Source organism: Entomobacter blattae (genome assembly GCF_014672835.1).
Taxonomy (GTDB): Bacteria; Pseudomonadota; Alphaproteobacteria; order Acetobacterales; family Acetobacteraceae; genus Entomobacter; species Entomobacter blattae.
In genome coordinates this window covers 645,267-670,842 of record NZ_CP060244.1, presented here as the reverse complement: position 1 = coordinate 670,842, position 25,576 = coordinate 645,267, and the positions used below count along the sequence as shown (strand labels likewise).

Sequence of the window (25,576 nt, the reverse complement as noted above, 5' to 3'; positions counted from 1 at the left end):
TTTTACCTTATTATTTATATCTTATATACACAAGCTCCCTGCCCAACTCCACCATTCTTTGTGTGAAATCCTTTTTATTGCCTCTAGCGCTTCTTGTTTTGCCTCAAACAAAGCAAAACAGGTTGCTCCAGAACCACTCATCCTCACCAGCCTTACTTGGGGGAGTTTTGCTAAAGACTCCAGAACATCTCTTATAACAGGCTCCACTAACAGGGCAGCCTCCTGAAGATCGTTCGAGGTTCCTTTCAAAAAACTTATCAGCTCTTCACAATTTTTCCATTGCGGAGGATATTCCACTTTTTTTCTGAATTCTCCCTTTCTCGCCTGAAAAACCAAAGGGGTTGAAACAGCCCGCCCCGGATTAACCAAAACAATTCCACATTCTGGTAATATAGGCACTTCTGAAAGAATTTCACCGATCCCTTCCATTCGCACTGCTTTTTGCTGAAAGCAGACAGGCACATCTGCCCCTATGGCCTTAAGGCAGGAAAGGATTTCCTGAGGTGAAAACAGCTTGTCTATCTTCCATAAAATAAAGAGCGCGCGGATAACCGCCGCAGCATCCGCAGACCCCCCTCCAATTCCTGACGCAATCGGCAGATTTTTTTCCAACGTAATATCGAGATTTTCGATAGGAAAAACCTGACCTGTTTTTTCCTCTACAGCCTGAGAGAGACTCCTCGCGGCTTTAAAAACCAGATTGCTCCTCTTATCGCCCCCTGAAACCTGAGCTAAATTTTGCGCAAAAGGCCCTGTTAACCTTAAAATGGGGCCCGAGTCGAGAACGGCTTCTGAGGAAGAAACCACTCCAGAGGCCATTTTTTCATTCAAGCTAATAGCAAGCCTATCACCGACCTGAGCAAAAACGGCCAGACTATCTAACTCATGATAGCCGTTGGGTCTTTTCCCTGTAATATGCAAATAAAGATTAATTTTTGCCCGTGCAAATTCTGAAATAGAGCCAGAAGAACTAGTGGGCGGGAATCGGTGATTGGACATACCCATCTTTCAATGCTTTACGAATTTTCTTTTCGTCTGACGGATCGGGATGAAAAACAAGCGCAACATTCCATTGGTTAATGGCCTCTTGCTTGCGCCCCAATAACCAATAAGCCACCCCCAAATGATAATTTATTGCTGGATCTTGGGGGGTTTTCTCAGCGGCCTTTTCCAATTGCTGCACCGCTTGGTATAACTTGTTACGCTTTAACATGGCCCAACCGAGACTATCAAGAATTGCCCCATTATCTGGATCATTCTCTACAGCCCTTAACAACATGGATTCGGCCTGTTCCAGGTTTTTATCCTTCTCCACCCAGGAGTAGCCTAAATAATTCAGCAAAATGGGCTCATCGGGCATAAGCAATAAAGCTTGTTTCAAATCTTGCTCTGCCTTGGGCCAATTGCCTGAGCGGTCATAGGCCACAGCCCGTGCCAAAAGCAAGGACCAATTGTTTTTCTGCATTTTGGGAGAATATTCCAAAGCCCTATCATAAGCATGCAGAGCGAGGGGATATTTTTTTTCTTCGAGATAAATATCCCCCAGACTACGCCAAATTTCTGGATAAAAAGGATGAGCCTTATGTAACCCTTCTAAAAGAGCCTGCGCCTTTCCAAATTCCCCCAAGACCATATAAAGTCGTCCCCGGCGCAATTCAATAACAGGATCTAGGACATCTTTTTTACTGGTTTTCTCCAGAATGCCCAAAGCAGAGGCGGGCAAGTCCCTATCATAGAACAGGCTCGACATCATCAAACGAGCCGAGCCTAATGTGGGGTCCATATCCAGAGCAAAACGAAGCATAAATTCTTCTGTTTGTTCAGCATCTACTTCTAACGAAGAACGGTCTCGCTTTTGCTTGTCCTTGCTTTTCATTTTCTCCAGGGTAATCTGTTCCTGAACAAGAGAGGCGAGAACAAGATAGCTCTGGGCAATTCCATCGGTTGCCGTAAACTCCATTTTGCGGTTTATGCTCTCTTCTAGGGCCTCTCTTGAAACTGCCAGGCCTGGCATGGCGACCATTAAATCTTCTACAAGGCGTTGGGCTTCTGCCTTGCGTTTATTCCTGACCAACCAGTTTCCATAAAAAACAACCAACTGCAAAGTAGGCTGTGTCGATTCCCCAATGGCATGGTAGTAATAACGTGCAGCCTGCTCATCATAGCCCGCTGTATCAGCAATCAAGGCTGCATGAAGGGTATAGACCACTGGTAACATGTTGCTTTCAATAGCAGGCATTAATGTGGCAAGTGCCGTTTTGTAGTTTCCCTGCCCTTGATAAGTCCACCCAACCAGTAATGGTTTTAATAGCCGTGTTAACGCATTGGTAGGAATGGCATTATAATAGTCCCGCGCCTTGCCCCAGTTTTTCTTCCGTGCCGCATCGTTCCCCAAAACCATATTGGGCAACATGCCAGAAGGCAAAAGCTTTGCCAAATCCACCGCCATAGGATTACCTGTGACAACACTATAAAAAAAAGCCTGCTGGAGAATATTTTTATTGGTGGGGTCGGCCTTTAAAGCTGCCCGAAACGCATCGCCGGCAACCTGGCTATCCTTTAAGCCAGCAGCAACAATACCCACCAAGAATTCTGTATAGTTTTCATTCCCTAATTTTTTTATATCCTGTAGGGCTACGGTTGTTTCCCGAGGAGGAACGGGGGTCACGTTTCCATCTGCCCAGGCTGGCTGATCACACAAAAAACCAGCGATGACAAACGCACACACAATTCTGCCAATTTGCATTGTAATTTTAACCTAGTCTATAATCGACATACGCACCCGTAATATATAATATTCCAAGTGAATCGTCACAACACTGAACTTCTATCAAAAAACCACCAGGCCGTAACCCTTTGATGAATTTCTCTTTTACACTCCTTGATCTGTATTTGGAATGGGGGGTTGACTGTACACTGAGTGAAAAACCTCTCAATCGGCTTGAGGGACCCCGTTTCCCTCCCCCAAACCGCCCACAACTCTTCCCAAACACTGCTGATCGAACCATAACACAGAAAAGTTTAAATTCAGAAAACGCTTTGAAACAAAAGCATACACCGCCCCTTTCCTCAACCAGCCCTGCCCAACCCCTTTCGCCCCTCTCCTCTTCACCTTCAACACTGCCTATCCAACAAGCCATAACCCTGGCCCAAAATTTTGAAACACCAGAGGCCCTCCTAGCCTTTCTTCCTACCTCATCGTTCTGCCCACTCTCAGAAACGGCAACCCATACTGTTGTCGCCATTCTGCCTGCCACCCCCACCCATCCAAAACTTCTGATTATTGGGGATGCTCCAAGTGATGAGGAAGATTTAACCGGCAGAGCCTTTGCGGGGAAAACGGGAAGCAGCTTAGCGCATGTTTTTTCCTCAATCGGAATCGAATTGGACCAGACAACCCGTATGCCCCTCATCCCCTGGAGGCCCCCGGGTGGAAGAAAGCCAACTCCTTACGAATTGACCCTTTATAAGCCTTTTCTTTACCGTTTTATTACCTTATTAAAGCCAGATTTTATTGTAACTTTAGGGCATTTACCTGCGCAAATACTCCTTAACTCCTCCCAGCCCTTTTCCCAATTACGGGGACAATGGCATACTGCAACTCTTTCACCTATGGAGTATTCTTTTCCACTTTTTTCCTTTCGCCATCCCCTACAGGTGGCGCGAAGCCCAAAATTCAAGAAAGAATTGTGGGAGGATCTGAAAATATTTTTTACTAATTTTTCCTTAAATTCATAGTATTATTCGTAGTATTATTTATTGATATTGAGTTAATTCAAAACAAAACCGCTTTGTATAAGAAATATAATAAAAAACAATAATGCTCTCATCCTTCCATTTTCACTTTCTATCAAATATGTGTTGTTTTTTTACAACATAATGGTTGCTTTTATTTTTTGTTTACTGTATTTCCCTATTCTTTATGAAAAGGATACATCAAAATTCGCCTTCTCAAACGGCCCGTGCCTTTTTGATTGGTGCCGCCTTTCTGGCGGGTGCAGCCTTAACGCCTTTACGTGCTGCCGCGGCAACTCCACTGGATTCGCCCCATGAAGAAACAGCATTTGCCTTTGCCCCGGCCTCTCCGGATGGGGGAGGAACAGGAATCTTCCCACGACCCCTCTCGGTAGAAGATTCCAACCGTATCAAACTTATCTTTACGCTTCACCGCAGCGGCAAATTTAGCCAGGCAGAGCAGGAAACAAAATCCTTGCATTCCAACCTGCTGATTGGGGATATCCTGGCAGACCGCTATCTGAACAAGGACTACCATAGTTCAAGTGCCCAATTGCAAGCCTGGCTTAAGCTTTATGGTGAACTGCCTGATGCCCCTGATATTTTTTCTACCTATCTGAAAACCAATCCAAAAGACAGCGCCAAGCTCTCCCCTCCCCAGGCCTTTCTGCATAATACAGATAGCACACCCACACCGGATGAAGACACTACCCTTCTCAAGGCTTTCAAACGCAGCCCACAACTGGATAAAACCATAAAAGAACGCACAGCCACAGGCCCTAAAGGGATTCAAAGTGCTGTACACCTAGTTGAGACAACCCCGAATCTCTCCCCGCTCTATGCTTTACAGCTCCATGCAGAGCTGGCCCAATCCCTTTTTACTGAAGGGGAAACCAAGGCTGCTCTTGAGCTGGCCCAAAACACCTTTCTTAAATCCCGACAAAAAATTGGCCTAGCAGCCTATGTGGCAGGGCTTGCCGAATGGAAACAAAAGAACCTTTCCCAAGCCAAAAAACATTTTGAAAACGCTTTTTATGCCGAGACTACTAGCGCAGCCATTCGAACAGGAAGTGCCTTCTGGGTTGCCAGAACCTTCCAACATCTTGGCAATAAGGAAGATTACCTCTTATGGCTGAAACGAGCAGCAACAAACTCCGATAGTTTTTATGGCCTTCTTGCCAAACATATCCTGACAGAAGGGAGCTCTAACCTTACCGCCAAAAGCAAACCAGTGGAGCTTGTGCTGGGGGAAATTGATATAGAAGCCTTAAAAAGCCTATCGGCTGGCATGCGTTTTTTTGCACTCATGCAGGTTGGTGAAAAAGAAAAAGCAGAGGCAACCCTTAGGCGCCTATGGCCACAAATTTCTACCAATATTCCTCTTTGTCACTCCCTCCAGCTGATTGCCCACACAGCCGGCCTGACGGACCTAGCAACCCAGCTTAAGGCTATTCTTTCTGGGCAGAACTCTGCTTCTGCCGCCCTTCATCACTTACCTCTGCCACCATTAAAACCTAAACATGGCTATAGGGTAAACCCTGCTCTCGTGTATGCCTTAACCCGGGTTGAATCCAACTTTAACCCTTCCGCCTTTTCCAATGCTGGTGCCCATGGGTTAATGCAGCTTACCACAATTTCCTTCCAAACCGTTGCCCACAATTCCGGAAAGAGCGTTGCCTCTCCAACCTCTAGAGAGATGTTTAACCCAGAAATTAATCTTGAATTTGGCCAACTTTACCTTATCTACCTTTCTCATCTGGTCACAAACCAACCCCCAAGCCTTGCCGCCTTACAAAATCAGGCTTCCTCTCACCCTGCTGGAGGGGGGGAGCTCATCCATACCTTGGCAAGCTACAATGCCGGTCCTACGGCCCTTGCACACTGGGATAAACAAATTCATGAGCCAGAAGACCCTTTCCTGTTTATTGAAAGCATCCCCGCGACCGAAACACGGGAATATGTTCAAAAATCCTTGGCTTATTTATGGCAGTATTCCTACATTCTGGCTTTGCCTTCTCCGTCTTTAAAGGCCCTTTCCAAAGAAAAATGGCCCAGCTTTAAACTGGAACATGATCTTGCATTCCACCCTTCTGTTCAGCATATTGCTGACAAAACCTCCAAAATTACCCTTCACTAACGAAGACACCAACCCCGCCTAGAAAATGGAGGGAATAAACCTTTAATTTTCTGCCAAAATCTGGCGACTGGCTTTTATCTTTGTGATTTTACGGCCCTCCATCTCTGTCACCTCAAACAACCAGCCGGAAAAAACCACCTTATCACCTACGGCGGGAATACGCCGCAAGAGGGCCAGGATCATCCCAGCTAATGTATGGTAACTGCCATAAGCAGGGGGCTCTTCTGCAAGGTCCAGGTTGGCTCTAATTTCATCAACCGGTAAAAACCCCTCTAGTTCCAAGGTATCTGCTACAATAGGGTGGGCTTGGATTTGATCTTTTTTATCTTTCTGGGCTTTCTCCCCTCCTACAATAGCCTCAAACACATCTCCCGCGGTCACAATCCCCTCAAATGAGCCATATTCATCCAGCACCAAAACAAGCCCGATATCGCTCGAGCGTAAACGCTCCAATACATTCAGAGCGGACATAGAATCAGGAACTGCAACGGGGGGATATAATATTTTTTCTATAGAAAAGGCTTTGCCTTCCAACAATATCCCAAGAAGGTCGTTAATAAAAATAACCCCCACCGGGTTATCAATTCCCCCTTCACACACAACCAAGCGCGTATGAGAAGACTCCTTTACGGCTTTAATCAGATCCTGGCGAGAGGCCTGGCGCTCAAGCCATACCAACTCGTTACGGGGACTCATAACAGCACGGGCGGAACGATCAGCAAGACGCAGCAGGCGTTCAATCATATTATGTTCTTCAATTTCCAAAACGCCTGCCTGGGCGCCTTCCGCAATAAACGCCCTGAGCTCTTCTTCTGTTACGGTCTCACGAGACGCTTTGCCAACCCCCATCAAGCTTAACACCAAGGTAGAAACATACCCCAATAGCCAAACAACTGGACGCACCACCACAGCAATAGCTTGCAACATCCAGGACAGACGAGCCGCTATAATCTCTGGCTTGCGTAAGGCCAGCTGTTTAGGAACCAGCTCACCAAATACCAGCATAAGGGATGTAATGGTCACCACCACGATAGCAATGGATAATTCCGCAGAAAAGGGGCGGAATACAGGGAATTGCTCAATCCATGGGGTAAGTTCACGCTCTATTTTAGCTCCCCCGAATGTTCCTTCAAGAATGGAAACCAGCGTAATCCCAACCTGCACAGTGGGTAAAAAGCTTTGGGGGTCATCTGCCAACTTCATGGCGCGCTCTGCCCCTGGTGTTTTCTTCTTGACAAGAACAGCCAACCGCGCCCTTCGGGCCGAGATAAGGGCAAGCTCCCCCATGGCAAAAAGGCCATTAAAAAAAATAAGAAAAAAAATAACAATGATAGACCACAGCATAAAATCTGACTTTTTCTAAAAACGACCTAAACTTTTCCGCTACAATTTTTATTCCCTAGCAAAACCGCCTATATAAAACGTTCTCATTTTATCAATCGTGGCCTCTTCTGACCCTCAATTTTTGCGGCCTTACCCTGTCTGCCAACATATATTTGCCAACCGTGGCAAACAAAGCTTTTTTAAGTTTACATCCTCCGTAACTCCTTATCCCAATATAAACGTATAGACTATAAAAAACAGGGCAGCAGAAAAACCTGCGCCCTGTTTGAATGCTTAATCTTTAAGAAATTTCGACTCCCTAGTCTCCCCCCTAGTCTGCAGCGGTGACAGAATCCTGCGGCAGTTTGGAATCATTAGAAGAAAGGATCCGTACTTTAGGAGGGGTAACCGGTTTTTTCCTATCTTTAATCTCCTGTAGGCGTTCCTCAACCTGCTTTGTATAGGTATATTCAGCAGGGCGCTGGTGAGCTAAAGAAATTTCCGGAGCCATGGGGCCTTCGGTTTCTGGCCCCATGAGAGCAACCTTTAACAAATGTAAGGGCCGGGCAATGGCGTCTTTTACAGCTGTAGATTCGTAGCCGGAATGCACCATGCAGTTAGCGCATTTTTCATAATTCCCCGTTCCGTAATCGTCCCAGTGCGTATCGTTTAACAGCTCTTTAAATGTACGGGCATACCCTTCCCCCAAAAGGTAACAAGGGCGCTGCCAGCCAAATACGGTTCTTAAGGGCTTACCCCATGGGGTACAATGATATTGTTCATTCCCCGCCAAAAAGTTTAAAAATAGGGGAGATTGCGTAAAACGCCATTTTTTCCCTTTACCTAAGCGGAAAATATCGCGAAACAGCTGTTTTGTTTTCTGTCGGCTTAAAAAATGCTCCTGGTCAGGGGCTCTTTCGTAAGCATAGCCTGGGGCTGTCATAATCCCATCGACCCCCAAAGCCATCACCTCATCGTAAAAAGCTGCCACCCGCTTGGGATCGGCCCCATCAAACAAGGTGCAATTGATAGAAACCCTAAACCCGCGCTCCTTAGCGAGTTTAATAGCAGCTATAGCACGCGTATAAACCCCTTCCTGAGAGACGGAAACATCGTGCATCTGCTGGTCTCCATCGAGATGGATATCCCAAGAGAAAAATGGGGAAGGCTCGTAATCATCAATCTTCTTTTCAAGAAGAAGGGCATTGGTGCAAAGATAGACGTATTTTTTACGCGCTAGAAGGCCACGGATAATTTCTGGCATATCCTTATGCAGCAAGGGTTCACCCCCAGCGACGGCAATAACGGGAGCACCGCATTCGGCATCGGCATCCAGGCATTCCTGAACGCTCATCCGCTGGTTAAGAATTTCAGAGGGGTAATCGATCTTACCACAACCAGAACAGGCAAGATTACACCGGAATAATGGTTCGAGCATTAATACAAGGGGATAACGCTTGCGCCCTAAAAGGTGCTGTTTAACAACATAAGCCCCAACCCTAACAGCCTGCATCAATGGAACAGCCATAAATTTTAGCTCCTGCGTCCGGTTTGCCAAACCGGTTTTCATAATCAAAAAAAATTACAAATATTGCCTTATCGTGGCTAATGGCAATTTTACTCTCTTACTCAAAACCTACCTCTTTGGTGTAGCCCGTATCCTTGTTGGAGCAGTATTGTTCACCAGGGAATGCTACGCCAATAGAATAAACAACTAAAAACACCCTCAGAAGATATCCTATTAAAGTAATGAGGCAGGCTTTTATACAAAGTAGGTCTTTTTATAATATTTAAATGCAAAAGAATACCTTTTTTCTATTCCACCTGCTTAACGTGTCCAAAACAACACAGTTTTCGAAACTTTTTGAAAACACCCCCGCTTATTTTCCTGCTGCTCCTTCCCTTTTCAAGAGGAAGGGTAAACCCATTACCCCAAGAGATAGAACCAAGAATATAAAACCAAGACAGAGACCAGACAACGAAACACGGTTAAGATCGTGCTAGAAACTGGAAATTCTGAGCGATTCTCCCCACATCAGCCCCTCCACATTTGTGAAAAGGAGAAATAGCCCCTCATTTTCCTATCAGGAAATAATAAACCGGCCCTGTGTGTATGAGTTAAATGGGTGTATGAGTGAAATGCGTGTATTAAGTGCAAAGAAGAGATATGCATTTTTTCCTCTGGCATATTTTTTTAACCTTAAATACCTTAGGGAAAAATTTTTCTTTTCTCGATCAGTCTATTTTAACCATCTTTAATCTTCTTTAATCTTCTGGGGATTTTTACTGTGAATATAAAATACCTTGCTTTTGGCGTACTCGCTGTTGGTGTTCCGGCCCTTGTTCTTCCTTTGTCCTTCAGCACCCCTGCGGCGAGCCAACAGCAGGTTGTTGTTGCATCCTCTGAAATAACAGCCCCTGTAGCCAATCTCTATGCTGCCCTAAAAAAAATACAAGCAGCCCAAGGGGCTTCGTTTACACAAAAAGAGGCAATATTAGCACCTGTCATTTCCCAAGCCTTTGACCTGCCTGGGATTTTGCGAACCTCTGTTGGTTATAAATTTGAAAGCTTCTCTGCTGCAGATAAGGAAAGGCTTTTAGAAACCTTTAGAAGATTTACCGTAGCTCGGTATATCTCCAGCTTCCCTGCAGATAATTCTCCTGCTACATTCAAGATCTCTCCTAAGACAAGTGCAGCCAGCAATAAGGGACAAATGGTTTCTACCATGATTTCCGATACGCAGATTAACTACCTCATGCAGCAGACCCCCCAAGGCTGGAAGATCTCTGATGTGCTGGTCGATGGCCACATCAGCCAAGTCGCCATACAGCATGGTGATTTTCGTTCTGCCCTGGGAAATAATGATGGGAATGTGGACAACCTTATTGCCAGCCTGAATAAAAAGATCCAACAATTTTCAAGCAATTAACCCTCTTTAAATCCAAAATTTCTTAAGTCCAAAAATTCATAAACGGCTGGAATTTTATGTCTATCGACCGGCAGCTCACTTCAAAAATCGCTTTATTGTGCCAAATGGCAACCCTTATAGGCTTGGCCCAAGGGGCTGCTGGTTACCATTTTTTAAAGAAAACCTTTAAAAGCAAAACATCCCCTTCGTCTTCCCATTCTTTTGCCCCTACTCTTTGGTCTGGCATAAGCATTCTTAAGCCCATGCATGGCCTTGAGCCGATGCTTAAAGAGGCCCTCACCTGTTTTTTTCGTTTAAACTATCCCAAATTTGAGCTCATTTTTGGGTTCCAAAATCCAAAGGACCCCGCCATAGCATTGGTGGAAGCTTTACAAAAAGAATATCCCCATGTTTCCTCCCGCATTATTATCGGGCAGTATGATAACAGCGTAAACCGCAAAATTGCCAACCTGGCCAACATGCTCCCCGCCGCACAGCATAATTATTATGTGTTTTCTGATTCGGATATTCATGTCCGCCCAGACTACCTCAACCACATCGCCCAAACCCTTCAGCGCCCACAAGTGGGAGTTGTAACAACCCTTTATGGAGGCTATCCTGCCTCTTCCACCCGCGTAAGGGAGTTTGGAGCTGCAGCGATTAACCATATCTTCCTTCCTGGCGTAGCCCTTTCCCGTGCGTTGGGAAGGGAGGATTGCCTGGGAGCGACCATAGCCCTTCACAAGCAGACCCTTCACCAAATTGGAGGAATAGAAAGCCTCCGCCAGCATGTTGCCGATGACGCCCTGATTGGCAAAAAAATACTGGCCTTAGGGTTGCATATTGCTGTTGCCCCTACCCCCACCTGGACAACAGTTGGAGAAAAAAAATGGAGAGATCTGTTTTCTCATGAGCTTCGCTGGGGGCGAACAATCCGCTCTATTTTCCCCGCTGGCTTTGCAGCTTCTGTTTTACAAATGCCTCTATTTTGGGCCAGCTTGGCAGTCCTACTGCAACCTAAAAAGGCCAAAAGCTGGTTATTTTTTCTGGCTGCCTATGGTTTGCGGTATAAGGTCAACCAAAAAATCAACTCTCTTTTTGCAATTCCTGAGCGCCACGCTGTTGTTCATACCTTATTAAGAGATGTTTTTTCGGTAGGAAATGTTATCATCAGTTTTTGTGGTACAAAAGTTTCGTGGCGCGGTCAAACCGTCACAATCAATAACGATAAAAGAGTTTTTCGTGATTTAAAGCATAGAAAAAGTGGTAATTAGAAACGTCTCTTGTTATATACATCTCAATATTCGTTCTCCTGACCCCATTTTTTAAGAACCTGTTCCAGAGAATTTTATCAACAAGGAATGCTCCAAAATGATGAAAACCCTATTTCTTCAACCCCCGTCCTTTGATGGTTTTGATGGTGGAGCAGGTTCCCGATACCAAGCCAAACGCGAAATTCGCTCTTTTTGGTATCCAACCTGGCTAGCCCAACCCGCCGCTATGGTGCCCAATAGCCGTTTAATCGATGCGCCACCCGCCCGTATGGGGCTGGAACCCATCTTGGAAGATGTCAAAAACCGCGATCTGGTTATTATGCACACCTCCACTCCCTCCTTTGCTTCCGATGTTAAGGTGGCCCAAAGGTTAAAGGATGTTAACCCCTCCCTTAAAATTGGCATGGTCGGGGCAAAGGTAGCCGTTCAACCTCAGGAAAGCCTTGCAGCAGCCCCTGTCATTGATTTTGTTGCCCGCAATGAATTTGACTATACCATTAAAGAAATTGCTGAAGGCCGTAACCTAAAGGATGTAGATGGCATTTCCTGGCGGAATGAAGAAGGACTAATCGTCCACAATAAAGATCGTGCCATGATTGAAAATATGGACGATCTTCCCTTCGTAACAGAAGTGTATAAGCGCGATCTGAAAATTGAAGACTATTTCATTGGCTACCTTATGCACCCCTATATCTCTATTTATACTGGCCGTGGGTGCAAATCTCACTGCACGTTCTGCTTGTGGCCCCAAACTGTAGGGGGACATCGTTATAGAACCCGTAGCCCACAGCACGTTGCTGAAGAGATTCGTCTCGCACGGGAATATTTCCCACAGGTTAAAGAGTTCTTCTTTGATGATGACACCTTTACTGATGACCTGCCAAGAGCAGAAGCCATTGCCCGTGAGCTAGGGAAAATGGGCATTACTTGGTCTTGCAATGCCAAAGCCAATGTACCCCGTAAAACCCTTCAGATTTTAAAGGATAACGGACTACGCCTGTTACTTGTTGGGTATGAAAGCGGAAATCAACAAATCCTGCATAATATCAAAAAAGGGATGCGGATTGAAGTGGCCAAGGAATTTACCAAAAACTGTCATGAGCTTGGTATTAAAATTCATGGAACCTTTATCCTCGGCCTTCCTGGCGAAACACAGGAAACCATTCGGGAAACCATAGATTTTGCCAAAGAAATCAACCCTCATACCCTGCAAGTTTCTCTTGCTGCCCCCTACCCTGGTACTTTCCTACACAAGCAAGCTATGGAAAATGGCTGGTTGGATGAAAAAAATGCCGAGCTGATTGATGATAGCGGTATACAGATTGCCCCTCTGCATTATCCCCACCTTTCGCATACAGAAATCTTCGAAAATGTTGAAACCTTCTATAAGGAATTCTACTTCCGGGCTCCTAAAATTGCTTCCATCGTCGGTGAAATGGTGCGCAGTCCACAGATGATGAAACGCCGTTTGCGTGAAGGAATAGAGTTCTTCCAATTCCTGCGCAACAGACATGCGGCTTAATCTTTTTTTTTCTTTCCTCTGCCAGGGCTCTCCTGGTAGAGGGTTCTATTTTTCATGAAACAAGCGATATTTACTGCAGACGACTTTGGTATGTCTGTTGAAATCAATGAAGCTGTTGAGCAAGCCCATAGAGAGGGCATACTCAGTACTGCAAGCTTAATGGTCGCTGGGTCTGCTGTAGAAGATGCCATAAAGCGGGCAAAAAAAATGCCCTCTCTTAAAGTGGGCCTCCATTTAGTGACCATAGAAGGCCCAGCAACCCTGCCGCCTGAGGAAATTCCTCATCTAGTCAATAGCGATGGGGTTTTTTCTTCCGAGCAATTCAAGCTGGGCATAAATTATTTCTTTAAACCCGCCATACGCTCTGCCTTACAGGCAGAAATTATAGCCCAGTTTAAGGCCTATGCAGCAACGGGCTTACCACTTGACCATGCCAACGCCCATAAACATATGCACCTTCACCCTACGGTTGGGCAGATCCTGATTGAAACTGGGAAAAGTTACGGTTTAAAAGCTGTACGAGTGCCTTACGAGCCAAGCCGACCCAATTATAGCTGCAAAAAGCCTTCCCTTGCCGATAACTGCTTGCAATATTGGACAAAAATTTTACGTTTTCAAATTAAAAAAGCTGGAATGCATACTTCTGACTGGTGCTTCGGACTGGCAGCTACAGGGCAGATGACGACAGCAACCATTACCACCCTTCTTGATAACCTACCAGAAGGGCTTTCTGAAATTTATTTTCATCCTGCAACAGCTAAAAACGCCTATCTTACAGCCGTAATGCCAGATTATAGACACCACGAAGAGTTAGAGGCCCTGTGCAGCAAAGAAATAAAAGAGCTCCTCATTCGAAAAAAGATTACCCCAACCACGTGGAGTAATCTTTCTGAAAAGGTTGCTCATTAAGCTGAATGACTCAGGCAAATACTCTTGACATCGCACCAAAAAGCTAGAAATTTGCTGCCGGATGAAAAATCTTTAGGAGAGGCTTTCTTTCACCCAATCCTTTAATTGGCTTTTGGGAGCAGCTCCTACCTTTGTTGCAGCTGGCTTGCCATCTTTAAAAAGAATAAGCGTGGGAATGCCTCTTACAGAATAATTGGCTGGGGTTTGAGGATTTTCATCTATATTAACCTTAACAACCTTCATCTTTCCCTTGTATTCAGCAGCTATCTCTTCAATAGCGGGTGTAATCATTTTGCAAGGACCACACCATTCTGCCCAGAAATCCACCAGAACCGGGTCTTCTGATTTCAACACTTCTGTTTCAAAATTACCATCTGTGGTTGCAACTGTATTTTCACTCATAATTTTTATCCTTAGCATTAAACGCTTTTTCTATAAATGGTCTTATCTTTTGATCAAATCAAGGTCATAATACTGCATCTATCCTTTTATCAAGGAGATAAGAAGGAAGAAGATCGGCTCTTCCATATTCTGTCCATATTAAATAGCACTCTACAGGCATCTGTGGATAGAGCTTTTGTAAAATAGCCCGATAAGATGCCATCTGGGTTAAATAATAAGTCGGGGTTTCCTCAACCGTAGCTGGTGGCTGGCGCCCGGTTTTAAAATCACACACCATAACCCGGTCTTTGAGCACGCACATCCTATCGACCTGCCCTACAATGACTGTATGACCAATTGTAGCTGCCAACGGCTGCTCTGCTCGGGCATCATCAGAAAAAAGCGGTTGTAACACGGGGTTGTGCAACAGCTCTAATACCTGCCGTTCTATGGCTTGCCTTTCTTGTTCTGTAAACCCATATGCCGGCCGTTTAAGCCACTGCTGCAAAGAGAAAGCCCTCTCTTGAGAAGAAATAGAAGGAAGAAAACGTAAAAACCCGTGAATGAGCTTTCCTTTCTCGCGGGCTTTATGGGCATAGATATTTCCCCTTTCCTGCAAAGGAGAATAAACAGCAGGCTGGTGGCCAAACTCTACCCCTTCCGGACGGCTAGGAACAAGCAAGGCCGCGGGGCTCTCCTGTTCTCTCACAGGCGTTCCCTGCCAAGAAGGGGGGGTGCCTATCCATTCGGGAAGGGCAGAATGTGGCCCTGATGGTAAGGCCTCTTCCCGCGTGGCCATGCCAGCAGGTGTTTCGAGGAGATCTTCGCTCTGGGTATGGGTAATCTCTTGACTCTGAACGATCTCTTCACTCTGAGTGATCTCTTGAAAAGATGCTGAAGAATAAGGCTGTACTCCAGGAATGCTCCCGGAAGCAATGCCGCCCTCCAGCACAGATAGACTCTCTCCCCACCCTAGGCTGAAGGGTTCTTGGCGAGCATCACAATTTTGCAAGGCTGCCTGGCAGATTGTATACCAACTGTCTCCGGTTTTTGCAGCTTTCGCCTGGCTTTGCGAATCACAAATAATCAACCGTTCCTCCGCACGGGTCAATGCAACATATAATAAGCGATAGGATTCTTCTCGATCCTGTCTTCTCTTTTGTTCCACCATATGACTTATCGCTGAAACATGCAGATCCTTACGGGGAACCCATAAAGGGATTTTCACACCCATTTTTGTTTCCAGCCAGAAAATTTTAGGATCACGATGATGGGTATTTTCTGAAAAATGGGTCTGCGGGAGTATAACCAGCCGGGCTTGCAACCCTTTTGCGCCATGCACCGTCATCATCCGTACTTGACCTCCCTTGGCATCAACAACCTGCGAGGTCTTTTTCTCTGAATTGCGTACGGAATGGACAAAACCTTGAACAGAAGGAGCTTCTTCCGTTTCATACGCCAAAGCTGCATCAAGGATATCGTCTATCGATTCCGCGGCTTCTGTCCCTAAACGGGCCAAAAAACGCGTTCTGGCATTCCATTTCCCCAAAACCTCGGACAGCAGAACATAAGGGCTTGCAAAATCCACCATTCCAAACAAAGTAGAAAGCATATCCCAAATTTTTGCCCCATTGGGAAGAACGTTATGATGCTTTTGCAACGTTTTCCATAAGGTAGGCTCCTGTCCTGCTCGGGTGAGTTTCAGAAGGTCTGAATCAGAAATATTTCCAATCGGCGATGTCAGAACACAAGCCAGCGAAAGATCATCTTCCGGAAGGAGAAGTACATCGCACAAGGTTAAAAGATCCTGCACAACAACCTGATGTTTTAAAGAAGTGGCAAGAGAGGAAATAACAGGAATATTCTGGGCTTTAAGAGCCCTTATAAGATTATGGGAAAAAGCCGAGCGCTTGCGCAGAAGAATAAGAATATCGCCTGCAGCAAGGGGGGTGTGCCCGCCCTGTGCCGGCTTCGATATTTCCTGTTTAATCCAGCTGGCCAGCGTTTCTGCCAGCCGGACAGAGTTTTCTTGAGGTTTTTGGTATTCTTGAGGAATATCCCACCAATCCAGGCTTTTCTCCGTTTGGCGATCCTCCTCTAAAAGAGGCCACAACTCAACCCGGCCATAACCCCCGCGGGCCGAAACATGCCTTTTTTCCTCAAAAGGCATGCCGGTCTGTTCGATAACAGCGTCAACCATTTTCAAAATGGGGGAACTGGAACGAAAGGATACCGTAAGCTCTGGCGTTTTCCACTTCTGTCCCGCTTCTTCCACCCGTTTTTGAAACTGTTTACGCCAAAAGAGGAAGGCTTGAGGTTCTGCCTCCTGAAAAGAAAAAATCGACTGTTTGATGTCCCCTACCGCAAAAATGGTACGGGTTGTCCCTTCTGCCCTTTGACCTTCCCCGGCAAAAAATTCCTCGGTGAGAGAGGCTGCAATGTCCCACTGACGATAGGAGGTATCTTGCACCTCATCAAGCAGAACATGGTCTATCCCGCCATCCATACGATATAATACCCATGCTGATCCGGGATCTTTTAAAAGAGCTATAGTTGTGCTGATGAGGTCGTTATAATCAAGCCGGCCTGTTTTGCGCTTAAGTTGACCATAAGCCGCAATAATGGGGACAACCAGTTGATAAAGGGCATTATTAATTTTAAAAAGCCTTATCGCCGTTCTTGCCTCTTCTCGTTCAACAAGAAAGCCTATCAAACGGGAAATGTCCTGAAAATGCTCAGGATGCTTTGTTTCTAGCAGCTTACCCGGTAAAAAAATATCGAGGACTTCGTTTTTGTTTTTTTTCAAAAAACAGCCCTTGATCTTCTCCCATAGTTCAAGAAAAGGCGGTTCTGTTGCCTGGTCTGCCATTTGGGTGGCCTCCTGCAGAGCCCCTAACATAGCACTTGTTCTCTCTTTAATTGTTTTACCACTTTCAGAGCTGGCCTGAAGAGTTTGCAAGGTGGCCAGAAGCTGAGAATCAGAACATAAGAGCGCAAAAGCTTCTTTCACAACCTCTTCTTCTGTATCATGTTTTATTTTAAGAACCTTACGGGCCTCCCGAGCAAAAAAGGCGACTTGTTCTTCAACTGAAAGAGCTGAAAATCCCCCTTGTAATGAGGAGAAATGATGCTGCCCTTCATAGATTTTCTGCATAACATCCTGAATGTCAGCAAACGCCATTTGCTCTGACAGCACAGCAACAGCCTGCGGTTGGCTCACAATATTTTGCTCGGTGATAATCCCCTGGAGCTGCTTTCCTTCTTCCTCTTCTATTAAGGTAAAATAAGGAGATATTTCAGCCTCAAGAGGAAACAGCCGTAAAAGAGACTGGCAAAAAGCGTGAATGGTGCTAATGCGCATGCCACCCGGCATATCCAGAACCTGAAGGAATAAAGCTCGCGCCTTAATCAATAACTGGGTTTTTTCAGGCTCCGTTATGCCAGAAGCAGGATAGATCCCCAACTTCTCTAGCTTTCCCGAAAGAGAGTCCCGATCCAGACTTACCCATTCCCCGAGCGTTTCTTGTAACCGCACCGCCATTTCAGTGGCTGCTGCCCGGGTATAAGTTAAACATAAAACACGCTGGGGAGGGCTACCATCCTGCCAGACTTGTCCATCAAAATGGGGCAGCATAAGCCGTAAAAGCCGTTCGACCAGCACTTTCGTCTTACCACTCCCCGCAGATGCCGAAACAAACACTGAAGAGAAGGGATCTGAAGCTTCCCGCTGCTGAACAGTAGCTGCCTGAACGGTTCCTTCAGCCTTTGCCTCTGAAATGGAGGAACCCATAGAAGAGAAAGCAGAAACCTGGTGGACTGAAAGAGGAGGAGTATAGGTGGGATGAACCGCCTGGCCAGAGGCATAACCAGAGCCTATCTGGGGATTTTGCGCCTTTTTCTCTTTTCTCTGAGGAGGGTTAACTTTCATCGGTATTGTCTTCTTCCCGCCATTCCTTAACACGCGCCAGCTGATCATAGGCCGCTTCCCAGCGCGTTTCCTCTTTTCCTTTTAGCGCTCTCGGCTTTACAAGATAGGGCTGAAGAGGATTGTTAAAACGTTCGATCAAACCACATAGCTCTTCATAAAAACCTGAAATATAGGCTTCTTCCTTTTCGGAAAGAGAGTCAGAGAGAACAGAAACCACTCTATCTTCCCTATGGCTTCCCTTGAGGCTCCAATAAGCAAGAGAAATCCCCCCTCCTTCCCAAGGGTGTCCAAACCCCCCTTTTTGCACGATTATTGCTTCTAGCAACAATTGGGGTGACCACCCCTCCCTTACACTTGTAGCCGTGGGCACTTCACCGGTTTTATAATCAATAATCCTTACCTTACCACCAGGAAGATATTCAATATGGTCTGCTCGGCCCTTAACCTTAAAATGGCCGGCCGATGTTGGCAGGGTTATAGCCCCGGATTGTTCTGATTTTAAAAGAAGAGGACCTTCGTTCTGCCAGTTCTGGTGAAGAATATGTATGACTGTCCTAGCAATATTTTTTAGACGGGGCTGCCACCAGGCCCCTATGGCAGGCCTTAGCCGAAGGTGCTCAAAGGCCGATAGAAAATAGGCCAGGAGTTTTTCTTCTGAACCAACAAGAGAAACCTCCTTGTTTTGATGTTCAAAAAAATGATGTAATCCCTCATGAACAATATTGCCAAATTCTTTTGTTTCTATTCCCCCTTCAAGCCCTGGTAACTCACGCAAACCCAGCACATGCTTGGCGTATATGATATAGGGGTTTTTTATCCATACCCCGATATCTGAAATACTCAATACTTTCGGGCGTAAGGACAATTCAGGCAGAGGATAAGGCTTAGGTGCTGGTTTAACCTCTACGGGTTGGTCAAGCTGTCTTCTCCACCTCAGGGCTGATGCCATCCCCACCCGTTGAGCTTGCGAGGCGGTAAAGGTTAGCATTCTCTGTTGGCCCATCATAAAGGCTTCAAGCCTGACAAGCCAGCGCGACTTTACAGCCGGTGAACCGCTTCTCCTCGCGGAAGAGGATAAAATAACCTGCTCTGCACTACAAAGGGCCGCGACAAAATCATAGGCAGAAAGACCGATTTCGCGCTCAGGCAAAGCCAGGCCAATTTTTTGACGCATGGGCCGGCTAACCCATGGCCCTGGATCAGATTGTGGTGGCCATATCGTTTCGTTTAACCCTCCTAAGACCATAAAATCCACGTTTTGAAGGCGGGATTCCAACAAGCCCCAGATAAAAACCCGCGGATGAAGCTTCTCACTCTCTTCACTTCCAAAACGGCGCCGGTAGCGAACCGTGCCCCCTTCAAGAGAGGCTGCCAGAACAGCAGGAAGATCCTGACGATCTTCCATCGCTAGACTATGGCCATAAAAAAGCAGATCTGAAAGGTGGGCCGACATGACCTCCCCTTCTTCAGAAACCCATAGCCGTTTTGCGCCCGGCTCTTCATCAGTTTCTGCACATTGTTCTGCTAACAGCACACAGCAACGAACCCATTCCGAGAGGGTTTTTCCTTGGTAGGAGGAGAAAAAGGCCCATATATTCTGCAATTTTCTCAAATACGTTAGCAGCGCTTCATCCTCGCGCTCATCAAAATTGGCTATGGAACTATTTTGCTCAGACGGCAGATTGGTCAGATGATCTCTTGCTGGTTTATCCCTTACTGTCTTATCTCTTATTGGCTTATCCCTTACTGGCGATGTATTTTTTCTTTGAGCAAGCTGCGCTTCAAGGCGAAAAATAAGGGCTTCTACTCCCGAAAAACCAGCGACACCCCGCAGCATTTTTCTCTCTAAAAGCCGTGCCAGGCACCGACATTCAGCCGGCGAATACCCCATGGCCACCAAAGGATGCTTTAAAAATGCCAAAAGCGTTAAGGAAGAAAAAGGCTCCGTAACCAATTGCAACATAAGGCGTAAAAAAACCCCTGTGGGCGTTGCTGCTAAAGGAACACCGGCACTATCATCTGCCAAAATGCCCCATCGGCGCAATTCTACGACCACCCGCTGGGCCAACGAACGATCTGGAGTAACCAGAGCCACCCGATGCCCCGGCTTTTCTAACCCATGGCGCAAGGCCAAGGCGATAGAGGCGGCCTCCTCCTGCAGGCTTTGGGCGTGAAGTTCTGTAATACCCGAATAATTTAACCCTTCCTGAATTTCTCCCCACTCCGCTAAGGCTGTATCTGGAAGCATGATCTTGGACAATAATCGGCTACGTCCTTTAAGCATTTCATTCTCAGAAAAAGTGGGGAAAAAGGTTTTTATGGGGGTTATGGCTTTCCGAGACCTCCCCAAGGCCTGAAGGATACGCTTGAAGCCAGACTGGGGGTGTGTATCAGGTAGCTTATTCCAAACCTCTTCTGAAAGAGAAAAATCCACCCCCCGAGTAATCACCCGCCCATGAGGAAGCTGCAATATTGCAGACAGCATGGCCATAATGGCAGGGTAGGCTTCTCCAAATCCTATAGCCCAAACGGAAAGGGTGGGTGTTTTTTTTTGCCAAAATTTGGCCTGTTCCTGTATCAAACTTACCCGTCTTTTCACCGGGTTACTTAACCCCTGCTCCTGAAGCCAGGCAGGCCACTGGCATATGATGATTTCTAAAAACCTGAGAATAACCTGCCAGTGCTGGGCAAAATCACCCTCAGCGGCCAACGGTAATTTTTCTGCCAAATCACACCCATTCAGCTCGGCCTCATCCATAAGGCCAACCAAAGAGCGGGCCATTTGCCAGGCATGGTGCAGGCTAGTCTTTGATTCTACCCCAATGGCAGCAGCCAAAAAAGGCTGAATTTTTATAACCAGTTCTGAGAGAACAATGAAACGGTGCTGCAAAGAAACCGCAGGAGGTACCCAAAAAGGGTCTTCTCCCATAAGGGCTCCTTCTTCCTCATCAAGAGCCCCTACGGCTACAATGCGGGGAAGAAGAGCGGCCTGACCTTTAAAATGGTGTAAAAACGCCTCAATAAGCGCTCGTGCTGAACGCCGGGTCGGCACAATCAGAAGCCCATCAGCCGAAGGATAAAGATCTGTAGGCCCATCGTCATTTTTTTCTTCTGCCTGCCGTAACCACAGCTGAACCACCCGTTCTAAGAAGGAATCATGTAAAGGGATATCAATCAGCATAGGACCTGCCATGAGTTTTCTATCACCTCGACCACCATACCTGCACGGATAAGCGTCTCAAGAAGATTTCTATCCTCCCACCCTTTGAGCTGAAATATACGGCCCTCTTCATGGTCTTTTTCTTTTTCGGGTTCAATTTTTTTGGGTTCAAACCCTTGATTTTTTTCAGCCTGAGAAAAAAAGACCCTCTCATGGCGTAGTTCAGGCCTGCTTTCAGCATCCACAAAGCTTATTTGAACGTGCAAGGCTGTTTGTGGCATAAAATGTTTTAACCGCTCGGGCCATTCTACCAGCACAATAGCTTCATCCATATCCTCCCAGCCCAGTTCATAAAGCTCATCTTCGGAGGAAATACGCCACAAATCAAAATGAACAACCTGTTTGCCATCATGGTCATAATGCTGCACCAGAGTGTAAGAAGGGCTGGGCACCTCCATTGTTTGATCGTTAAAAACACCCCTAATAAAAGACCTGCATAGGACTGATTTTCCTGCCCCTAATGGCCCTTGAAGAAGGATCGTATCCCCTTTGCGGGAAAGGCTTGCCAAAATATGTGCCAGTTGTTCTGTTTGGGCTGGAGAAGAAATCATCACCTGATAAAAAATATTTGCCACCTCAAACTTTCCTTCCCGCGCCTTTAGTTCGCGTCTGGGCATTCCTGAATACAGCTTGTCATAAATTCTTCCTCTTCCTCTTCCTCTTCCTCTTCCTCTTCCTCTTCCTCTTCCTCTTCCTCTTCCTCTTCCTCTTCCTCTTCCTCTTCCTCTTCCTCTTCCTCTTCCTCTTCCTCTTCCTCTAAAGACCTAATTCCCTTTCCCGTCTAAATAAAGGAAATATCCCATATCGTTTGCACAACCAGTAAAATATTAATAAATAATACAACAGCGGATCCAATTCCGGCCAAGGCCATAATGCCCCAATGGGGAGTAAAGCTGCCCATGATAGCCCGCCTCCCAATCACCATCATCAGCACAATCATAGGAACCGGCAATGCAAAACTTAAAATAACCTGGCTGATAATTAAACTCGTTGTCGGGTTAAAGCCCAATCCTACAACGATAAAGGAAGGAACAATGGTTACCAATCGCCTAACCCATAAGGGAATGGAACGGCGTAAAAACCCTTGCATCACCAACTGCCCAGCCATAGTGCCTACTGCTGAACTAGAAAGGCCAGCAGCCACAAGTGAGACAAGAAATATGCTTGCCGCTACAATCCCCCGATAGGAGATAATGCCATAATAAGCTGTATCAATTTCGGCAATACCGTTATTAACTCCATGAAAAACCCGCGCAGCAAACGCAAGCATAGCCATGTTTACAAACCCTGCAACAGTTAAGGCCAGAACTGTTTCTATATTGGAAAAATGGAGAATTCTGCGTTTTTCCTGTTCTGTCTCTCCGACAATCCTCTCTTGGGTTAACCCTGAATGAAGGAAAATGGCATGGGGCATAATCGTTGCCCCAATAATACCTGCGGCAAGCACCACGGCCCCCTTATCGGGCAGTTGTGGCACAAAAGTATGATACAAAATAGCAGCAAGGGGCGGTTGGGCTACAATTAGTTCGAAAAGATAACAAAGGGCAATAATACTTAATAATGAAGCAATAACCCATTCAACAGGCCTAAATCCGATTTTCTGGAAATACAGGATAATGTAGGTTCCCACCGCCATAACCAGCATCCCCACCAAAATGGGAAAACCTGTAAGCAGGGCAATCCCCAAGCCTCCCCCTATCAGCTCTGCCAAATCTGTTGCCATTACGGCCAGTTCGCTAACGATCCACATCCCGCCAACAATAAAAGGGGGATAGAGGTCTCTGGCATGTTCAGCAAGATTTTTGCCGGTAACAATACCCAACCGTGCAGAAAAAGCCTGAAACAGCATAGCCAGAACGTTTGAAAAAGCCACAACCCATAACAGGCTATAGCCATAACGTGATCCAGCCTCTATATTGGTAGCGACATTTCCAGGATCCACATAGGCAATCGCTGCAATAACGGCAGGGCCCATAAAATACCGTAAAAAACGTAAAGAAACTCTCTCCTGGTTTAACCCATCCCGCATAGCAGCAACTGTTCTGGCAGTGATCCCTGTTTTTTCTGTCAGCTCAGTCTCTGTTAATTCAATCATTGATTTTTTTCTTTTTCTCTCAAGGTTTCTTTAAATCAAGTGGTATAATAGTGCTTTGGAATTTTACTTTTTACAAGAAGGATTAACTTGTTCCTACCTTAATTCTTTTCTTATGCTTCTGTCTCATTGAGAGGTTTTCGCTTTAGAAAAAGAGAAGAGCAAAAGGATGATCCACAACCCCTTTTTCTTCGATTCGACACGATTCGATTTGACATGAGTAGAAATAACGTTTTTCTTGACAGAAAATTTCATTTCCCATACGCTTAATTACGCATTACGCATTACGCATTACGCATTACGCATTACGCATTACGCATTACGCATTACGCATTACGCATTACGCATTACGCATTACGCATTACGCATTACGCATTACGCATAAAATGGGAATGGGGTTCTCCCAAAGTTTATAAACCGCCTTAAAGGCTGATGACTCCTATCACAAACGCTACTTAACTGTGCGGTGATGGGGGTTTATGTTTATAATATCTGGTTTAGTTTGGGCTTTCATATTTTTCATATTCTTCTTAACTCTTGTTACTCCCACACTATTGGCCCTCCTAGCTTATAACCAAAGCAAGTTTATAAAGCTAAACTTCATTTCTTGGCCTATCTTTTCCCCTTTTTCCCTCAAGCTGGCAAAGTTCTTGGGAATATGATGCCTTTCTTTTCTCTCATGCTCCTATTTTTGCCAGTTCTGCGAGCGATGAAGTGGCTGATTCTGATTATTCCCATGAGTGCCGTGGTGGGAAGTTTATGTGCCCTGTTTTTAGCAGCACTCGAAGCTGCAACGCATTACAGAGTGGCGCACCCTGCCATACTGTTCCTACTTCCTTTTGCAGGAGTCGTTACAGCCAGCATCTATTTTTGGTTTGGAGGAGAATCCGAAAGAGGCAATAACCTTATCTTAGAGCAAATCCAAAAACCCTATAGTGGTGTGCCCTTGCGCATGGCCCCCCTTGTACTGGTCTCTACTGTTATTAGCCATCTCTTTGGTGCCTCTGTTGGACGCGAAGGAACGGCCGTACAAATTGGGGGTAGCATTGCAAGTGGGTTTGCAAACCTCTTCAAACTCTCCCAAGAAGCAACTCGAGTGTTACTTATCTCAGGAATAGCTGCAGGATTTGGAGCCGTGTTTGGCACTCCTGTTGCGGGTGCCATTTTTGGCCTGGAAGTGATCGCCATAGGCAAAGTAGACTATCTTGCCCTTGTTCCGGCTTTGCTTGCCTCCCTTATAGCCGATTGGGTCTGCCATGCATGGGGTATACATCATACTCTCTATACCGTGCTTTTTTCTGGTTATTCTCTCAGAGACGAGCCTCCCTTCCACACAAACTTGATCTTGCTAGCCAAAGTTGCTCTCTGTGGGGTTTGCTTTGGGCTTTGCAGCTTGGTCTTTTCTGAATCGACCCATCGTCTTGGAAAATTTTTTAAAACTATATGCCCTAAAGCTTGGCTCCGCCCTGTTATTGGGGGGACACTGACTATTATTTTTGTCTACCTTTTGGACACGCGTGACTATCTCGGTCTTGGCATTACTGCTCCAGAGCCTAATGGAGCTTCCATTCTCAATTTTTTTGGCCCACAATCCTACCCCTACAGCGCCCTAATAAAAATACTTTTTACAATTGTAGCCCTTGCTTCTGAATTTAAGGGTGGAGAGGTCACGCCCCTTTTCTTTATTGGGGCAGCTTTGGGAAACATTCTATCCGTTTGGCTTAATGCGCCCATGGACCTTCTGGCTGCCATTGGTTTTATGGCGGTATTTGCCGGAGCTTCCAATACCCCTATCGCTTGCACTATGATGGGAATTGAGCTTTTTGGAGCCCAAAATACTGTCTATCTCGCCACTGGCTGTTTTATAGCCTATCTCTGTTCAGGACATACAGGGATTTATCTTTCACAACAAATTTTTCGAAGCAAAATCCATACTCCTGTCAATTTAACCGAGCACCCTTTAAGGGTAACCCGACAAAATCTTCTATGGCCCTTTGGTCGCTCTGATAAAACACAGCACCCATCTGAAAAATAAAAATTTTTGTTTTGCTCGGACCTTTCTCTTGCCATATAAAGAAGCCAGTAGATTGGAAAAAATCGGCATGGGCCGCTCTTTTGGCCTCTATGGCCTTGTTCCACATTTCTG

Annotated in this window: 18 protein-coding genes and 1 riboswitch; of the genes, 9 read left to right on the top strand and 9 right to left on the bottom strand. The window is 45.9% G+C overall.

Annotated features, from left to right (window positions below; genetic code table 11):
* Nucleotides 1–21: 21 nt before the first annotated feature.
* Both JGUZn3_RS03050 and JGUZn3_RS03045 read right to left on the bottom strand, forming a co-directional pair.
* Nucleotides 22–999, bottom strand: a complete 978-nt coding sequence (locus tag JGUZn3_RS03050; RefSeq protein ID WP_203414266.1) for a 4-(cytidine 5'-diphospho)-2-C-methyl-D-erythritol kinase — start codon at nt 997–999, stop codon at nt 22–24.
* Nucleotides 971–2,746, bottom strand: coding sequence for a tetratricopeptide repeat protein (locus tag JGUZn3_RS03045; RefSeq protein ID WP_203414265.1), 1,776 nt, complete (start codon nt 2,744–2,746; stop codon nt 971–973). The genes JGUZn3_RS03050 and JGUZn3_RS03045 overlap by 29 nt, the downstream gene beginning before the upstream one ends.
* A 113-nt stretch (nt 2,747–2,859) precedes the next feature.
* On the opposite strand from JGUZn3_RS03045, the gene JGUZn3_RS03040 reads away from it, so the two are divergent.
* Together JGUZn3_RS03040 and JGUZn3_RS03035 are read left to right on the top strand one after the other, a co-directional pair.
* A complete protein-coding gene (locus tag JGUZn3_RS03040; RefSeq protein WP_203414264.1) occupies nt 2,860–3,738 on the top strand; it encodes a uracil-DNA glycosylase in 879 nt (292 codons plus the stop codon).
* Between the two features lie 184 nt (nt 3,739–3,922).
* Entirely contained in the window at nt 3,923–5,872 is a 1,950-nt protein-coding gene (locus JGUZn3_RS03035) for a transglycosylase SLT domain-containing protein (protein WP_203414263.1), read from the top strand.
* Nucleotides 5,873–5,914: 42 nt separating this feature from the next.
* On the opposite strand, the gene JGUZn3_RS03030 is transcribed toward JGUZn3_RS03035, so the two are convergent.
* Complete coding sequence (locus JGUZn3_RS03030; protein ID WP_203414262.1) at nt 5,915–7,216, bottom strand: hemolysin family protein; 1,302 nt, start codon at nt 7,214–7,216, stop codon at nt 5,915–5,917.
* 310 nt (nt 7,217–7,526) lie between these two features.
* A complete protein-coding gene (hpnH, locus tag JGUZn3_RS03025; protein WP_203414261.1) occupies nt 7,527–8,723 on the bottom strand; it encodes an adenosyl-hopene transferase HpnH in 1,197 nt (398 codons plus the stop codon).
* 760 nt (nt 8,724–9,483) lie between these two features.
* On the opposite strand from hpnH, the gene JGUZn3_RS03020 reads away from it, so the two are divergent.
* The 4 genes from JGUZn3_RS03020 to hpnK all read left to right on the top strand — a co-directional run bounded on the left by JGUZn3_RS03020 (nt 9,484) and on the right by hpnK (nt 13,809).
* Nucleotides 9,484–10,125, top strand: coding sequence for an ABC transporter substrate-binding protein (locus JGUZn3_RS03020; protein ID WP_203414260.1), 642 nt, complete (start codon nt 9,484–9,486; stop codon nt 10,123–10,125).
* A 56-nt stretch (nt 10,126–10,181) separates the two neighbouring features.
* Nucleotides 10,182–11,378 (top strand): bacteriohopanetetrol glucosamine biosynthesis glycosyltransferase HpnI, encoded by a 1,197-nt coding sequence (hpnI, locus tag JGUZn3_RS03015; protein WP_203414259.1) that lies wholly within the window; start codon nt 10,182–10,184, stop codon nt 11,376–11,378.
* A 97-nt stretch (nt 11,379–11,475) separates the two neighbouring features.
* Nucleotides 11,476–12,900, top strand: coding sequence for a hopanoid biosynthesis associated radical SAM protein HpnJ (gene hpnJ / locus JGUZn3_RS03010; protein ID WP_203414258.1), 1,425 nt, complete (start codon nt 11,476–11,478; stop codon nt 12,898–12,900).
* A 54-nt stretch (nt 12,901–12,954) separates the two neighbouring features.
* Entirely contained in the window at nt 12,955–13,809 is an 855-nt protein-coding gene (gene hpnK / locus JGUZn3_RS03005; protein ID WP_203414257.1) for a hopanoid biosynthesis-associated protein HpnK, read from the top strand.
* Nucleotides 13,810–13,881: 72 nt separating this feature from the next.
* Here the strand turns inward: hpnK and trxA are convergent, their stop codons facing one another.
* The 4 genes from trxA to tsaE form a co-directional block, all read right to left on the bottom strand.
* The gene (gene trxA, locus JGUZn3_RS03000; protein WP_203414256.1) at nt 13,882–14,211 is read right to left on the bottom strand and encodes a thioredoxin TrxA; all 330 of its coding nucleotides are present in this window, start codon (nt 14,209–14,211) and stop codon (nt 13,882–13,884) included.
* Nucleotides 14,212–14,275: 64 nt separating this feature from the next.
* Nucleotides 14,276–18,166, bottom strand: a complete 3,891-nt coding sequence (locus JGUZn3_RS02995) for a UvrD-helicase domain-containing protein (protein WP_203414255.1) — start codon at nt 18,164–18,166, stop codon at nt 14,276–14,278.
* Entirely contained in the window at nt 18,108–21,311 is a 3,204-nt protein-coding gene (addB, locus tag JGUZn3_RS02990) for a double-strand break repair protein AddB (protein ID WP_203414254.1), read from the bottom strand. Before addB ends, JGUZn3_RS02995 begins: the two co-directional genes overlap by 59 nt.
* Nucleotides 21,293–21,913 carry a tRNA (adenosine(37)-N6)-threonylcarbamoyltransferase complex ATPase subunit type 1 TsaE gene (gene tsaE / locus JGUZn3_RS02985; protein ID WP_203414253.1) on the bottom strand — a complete coding sequence of 207 codons (621 nt, stop codon included), beginning with the start codon at nt 21,911–21,913 and terminating at the stop codon, nt 21,293–21,295. The genes addB and tsaE overlap by 19 nt, the downstream gene beginning before the upstream one ends.
* Between tsaE and JGUZn3_RS02980 the strand changes: the two genes are divergently transcribed.
* Nucleotides 21,907–22,098: a hypothetical protein gene (locus JGUZn3_RS02980; RefSeq protein WP_203414252.1), complete on the top strand. Its 192-nt coding sequence runs from the start codon at nt 21,907–21,909 to the stop codon at nt 22,096–22,098. The two genes, tsaE and JGUZn3_RS02980, sit on opposite strands and share 7 nt — an antisense overlap.
* A gap of 21 nt (nt 22,099–22,119) precedes the next feature.
* On the opposite strand, the gene JGUZn3_RS02975 is transcribed toward JGUZn3_RS02980, so the two are convergent.
* On the bottom strand, nt 22,120–23,433 hold the full coding sequence (locus JGUZn3_RS02975) for an Nramp family divalent metal transporter (protein ID WP_203414251.1): 1,314 nt from the start codon (nt 23,431–23,433) through the stop codon (nt 22,120–22,122).
* A 235-nt stretch (nt 23,434–23,668) separates the two neighbouring features.
* Between JGUZn3_RS02975 and JGUZn3_RS02970 the strand changes: the two genes are divergently transcribed.
* Together JGUZn3_RS02970 and JGUZn3_RS02965 are read left to right on the top strand one after the other, a co-directional pair.
* Nucleotides 23,669–23,815 (top strand): hypothetical protein, encoded by a 147-nt coding sequence (locus tag JGUZn3_RS02970; RefSeq protein ID WP_203414250.1) that lies wholly within the window; start codon nt 23,669–23,671, stop codon nt 23,813–23,815.
* Nucleotides 23,810–23,879: riboswitch (Fluoride riboswitch) on the top strand. It overlaps the preceding gene by 6 nt.
* A gap of 209 nt (nt 23,880–24,088) precedes the next feature.
* Nucleotides 24,089–25,465, top strand: a complete 1,377-nt coding sequence (locus tag JGUZn3_RS02965; protein WP_203414249.1) for a voltage-gated chloride channel family protein — start codon at nt 24,089–24,091, stop codon at nt 25,463–25,465.
* Nucleotides 25,466–25,576: the final 111 nt, after the last annotated feature.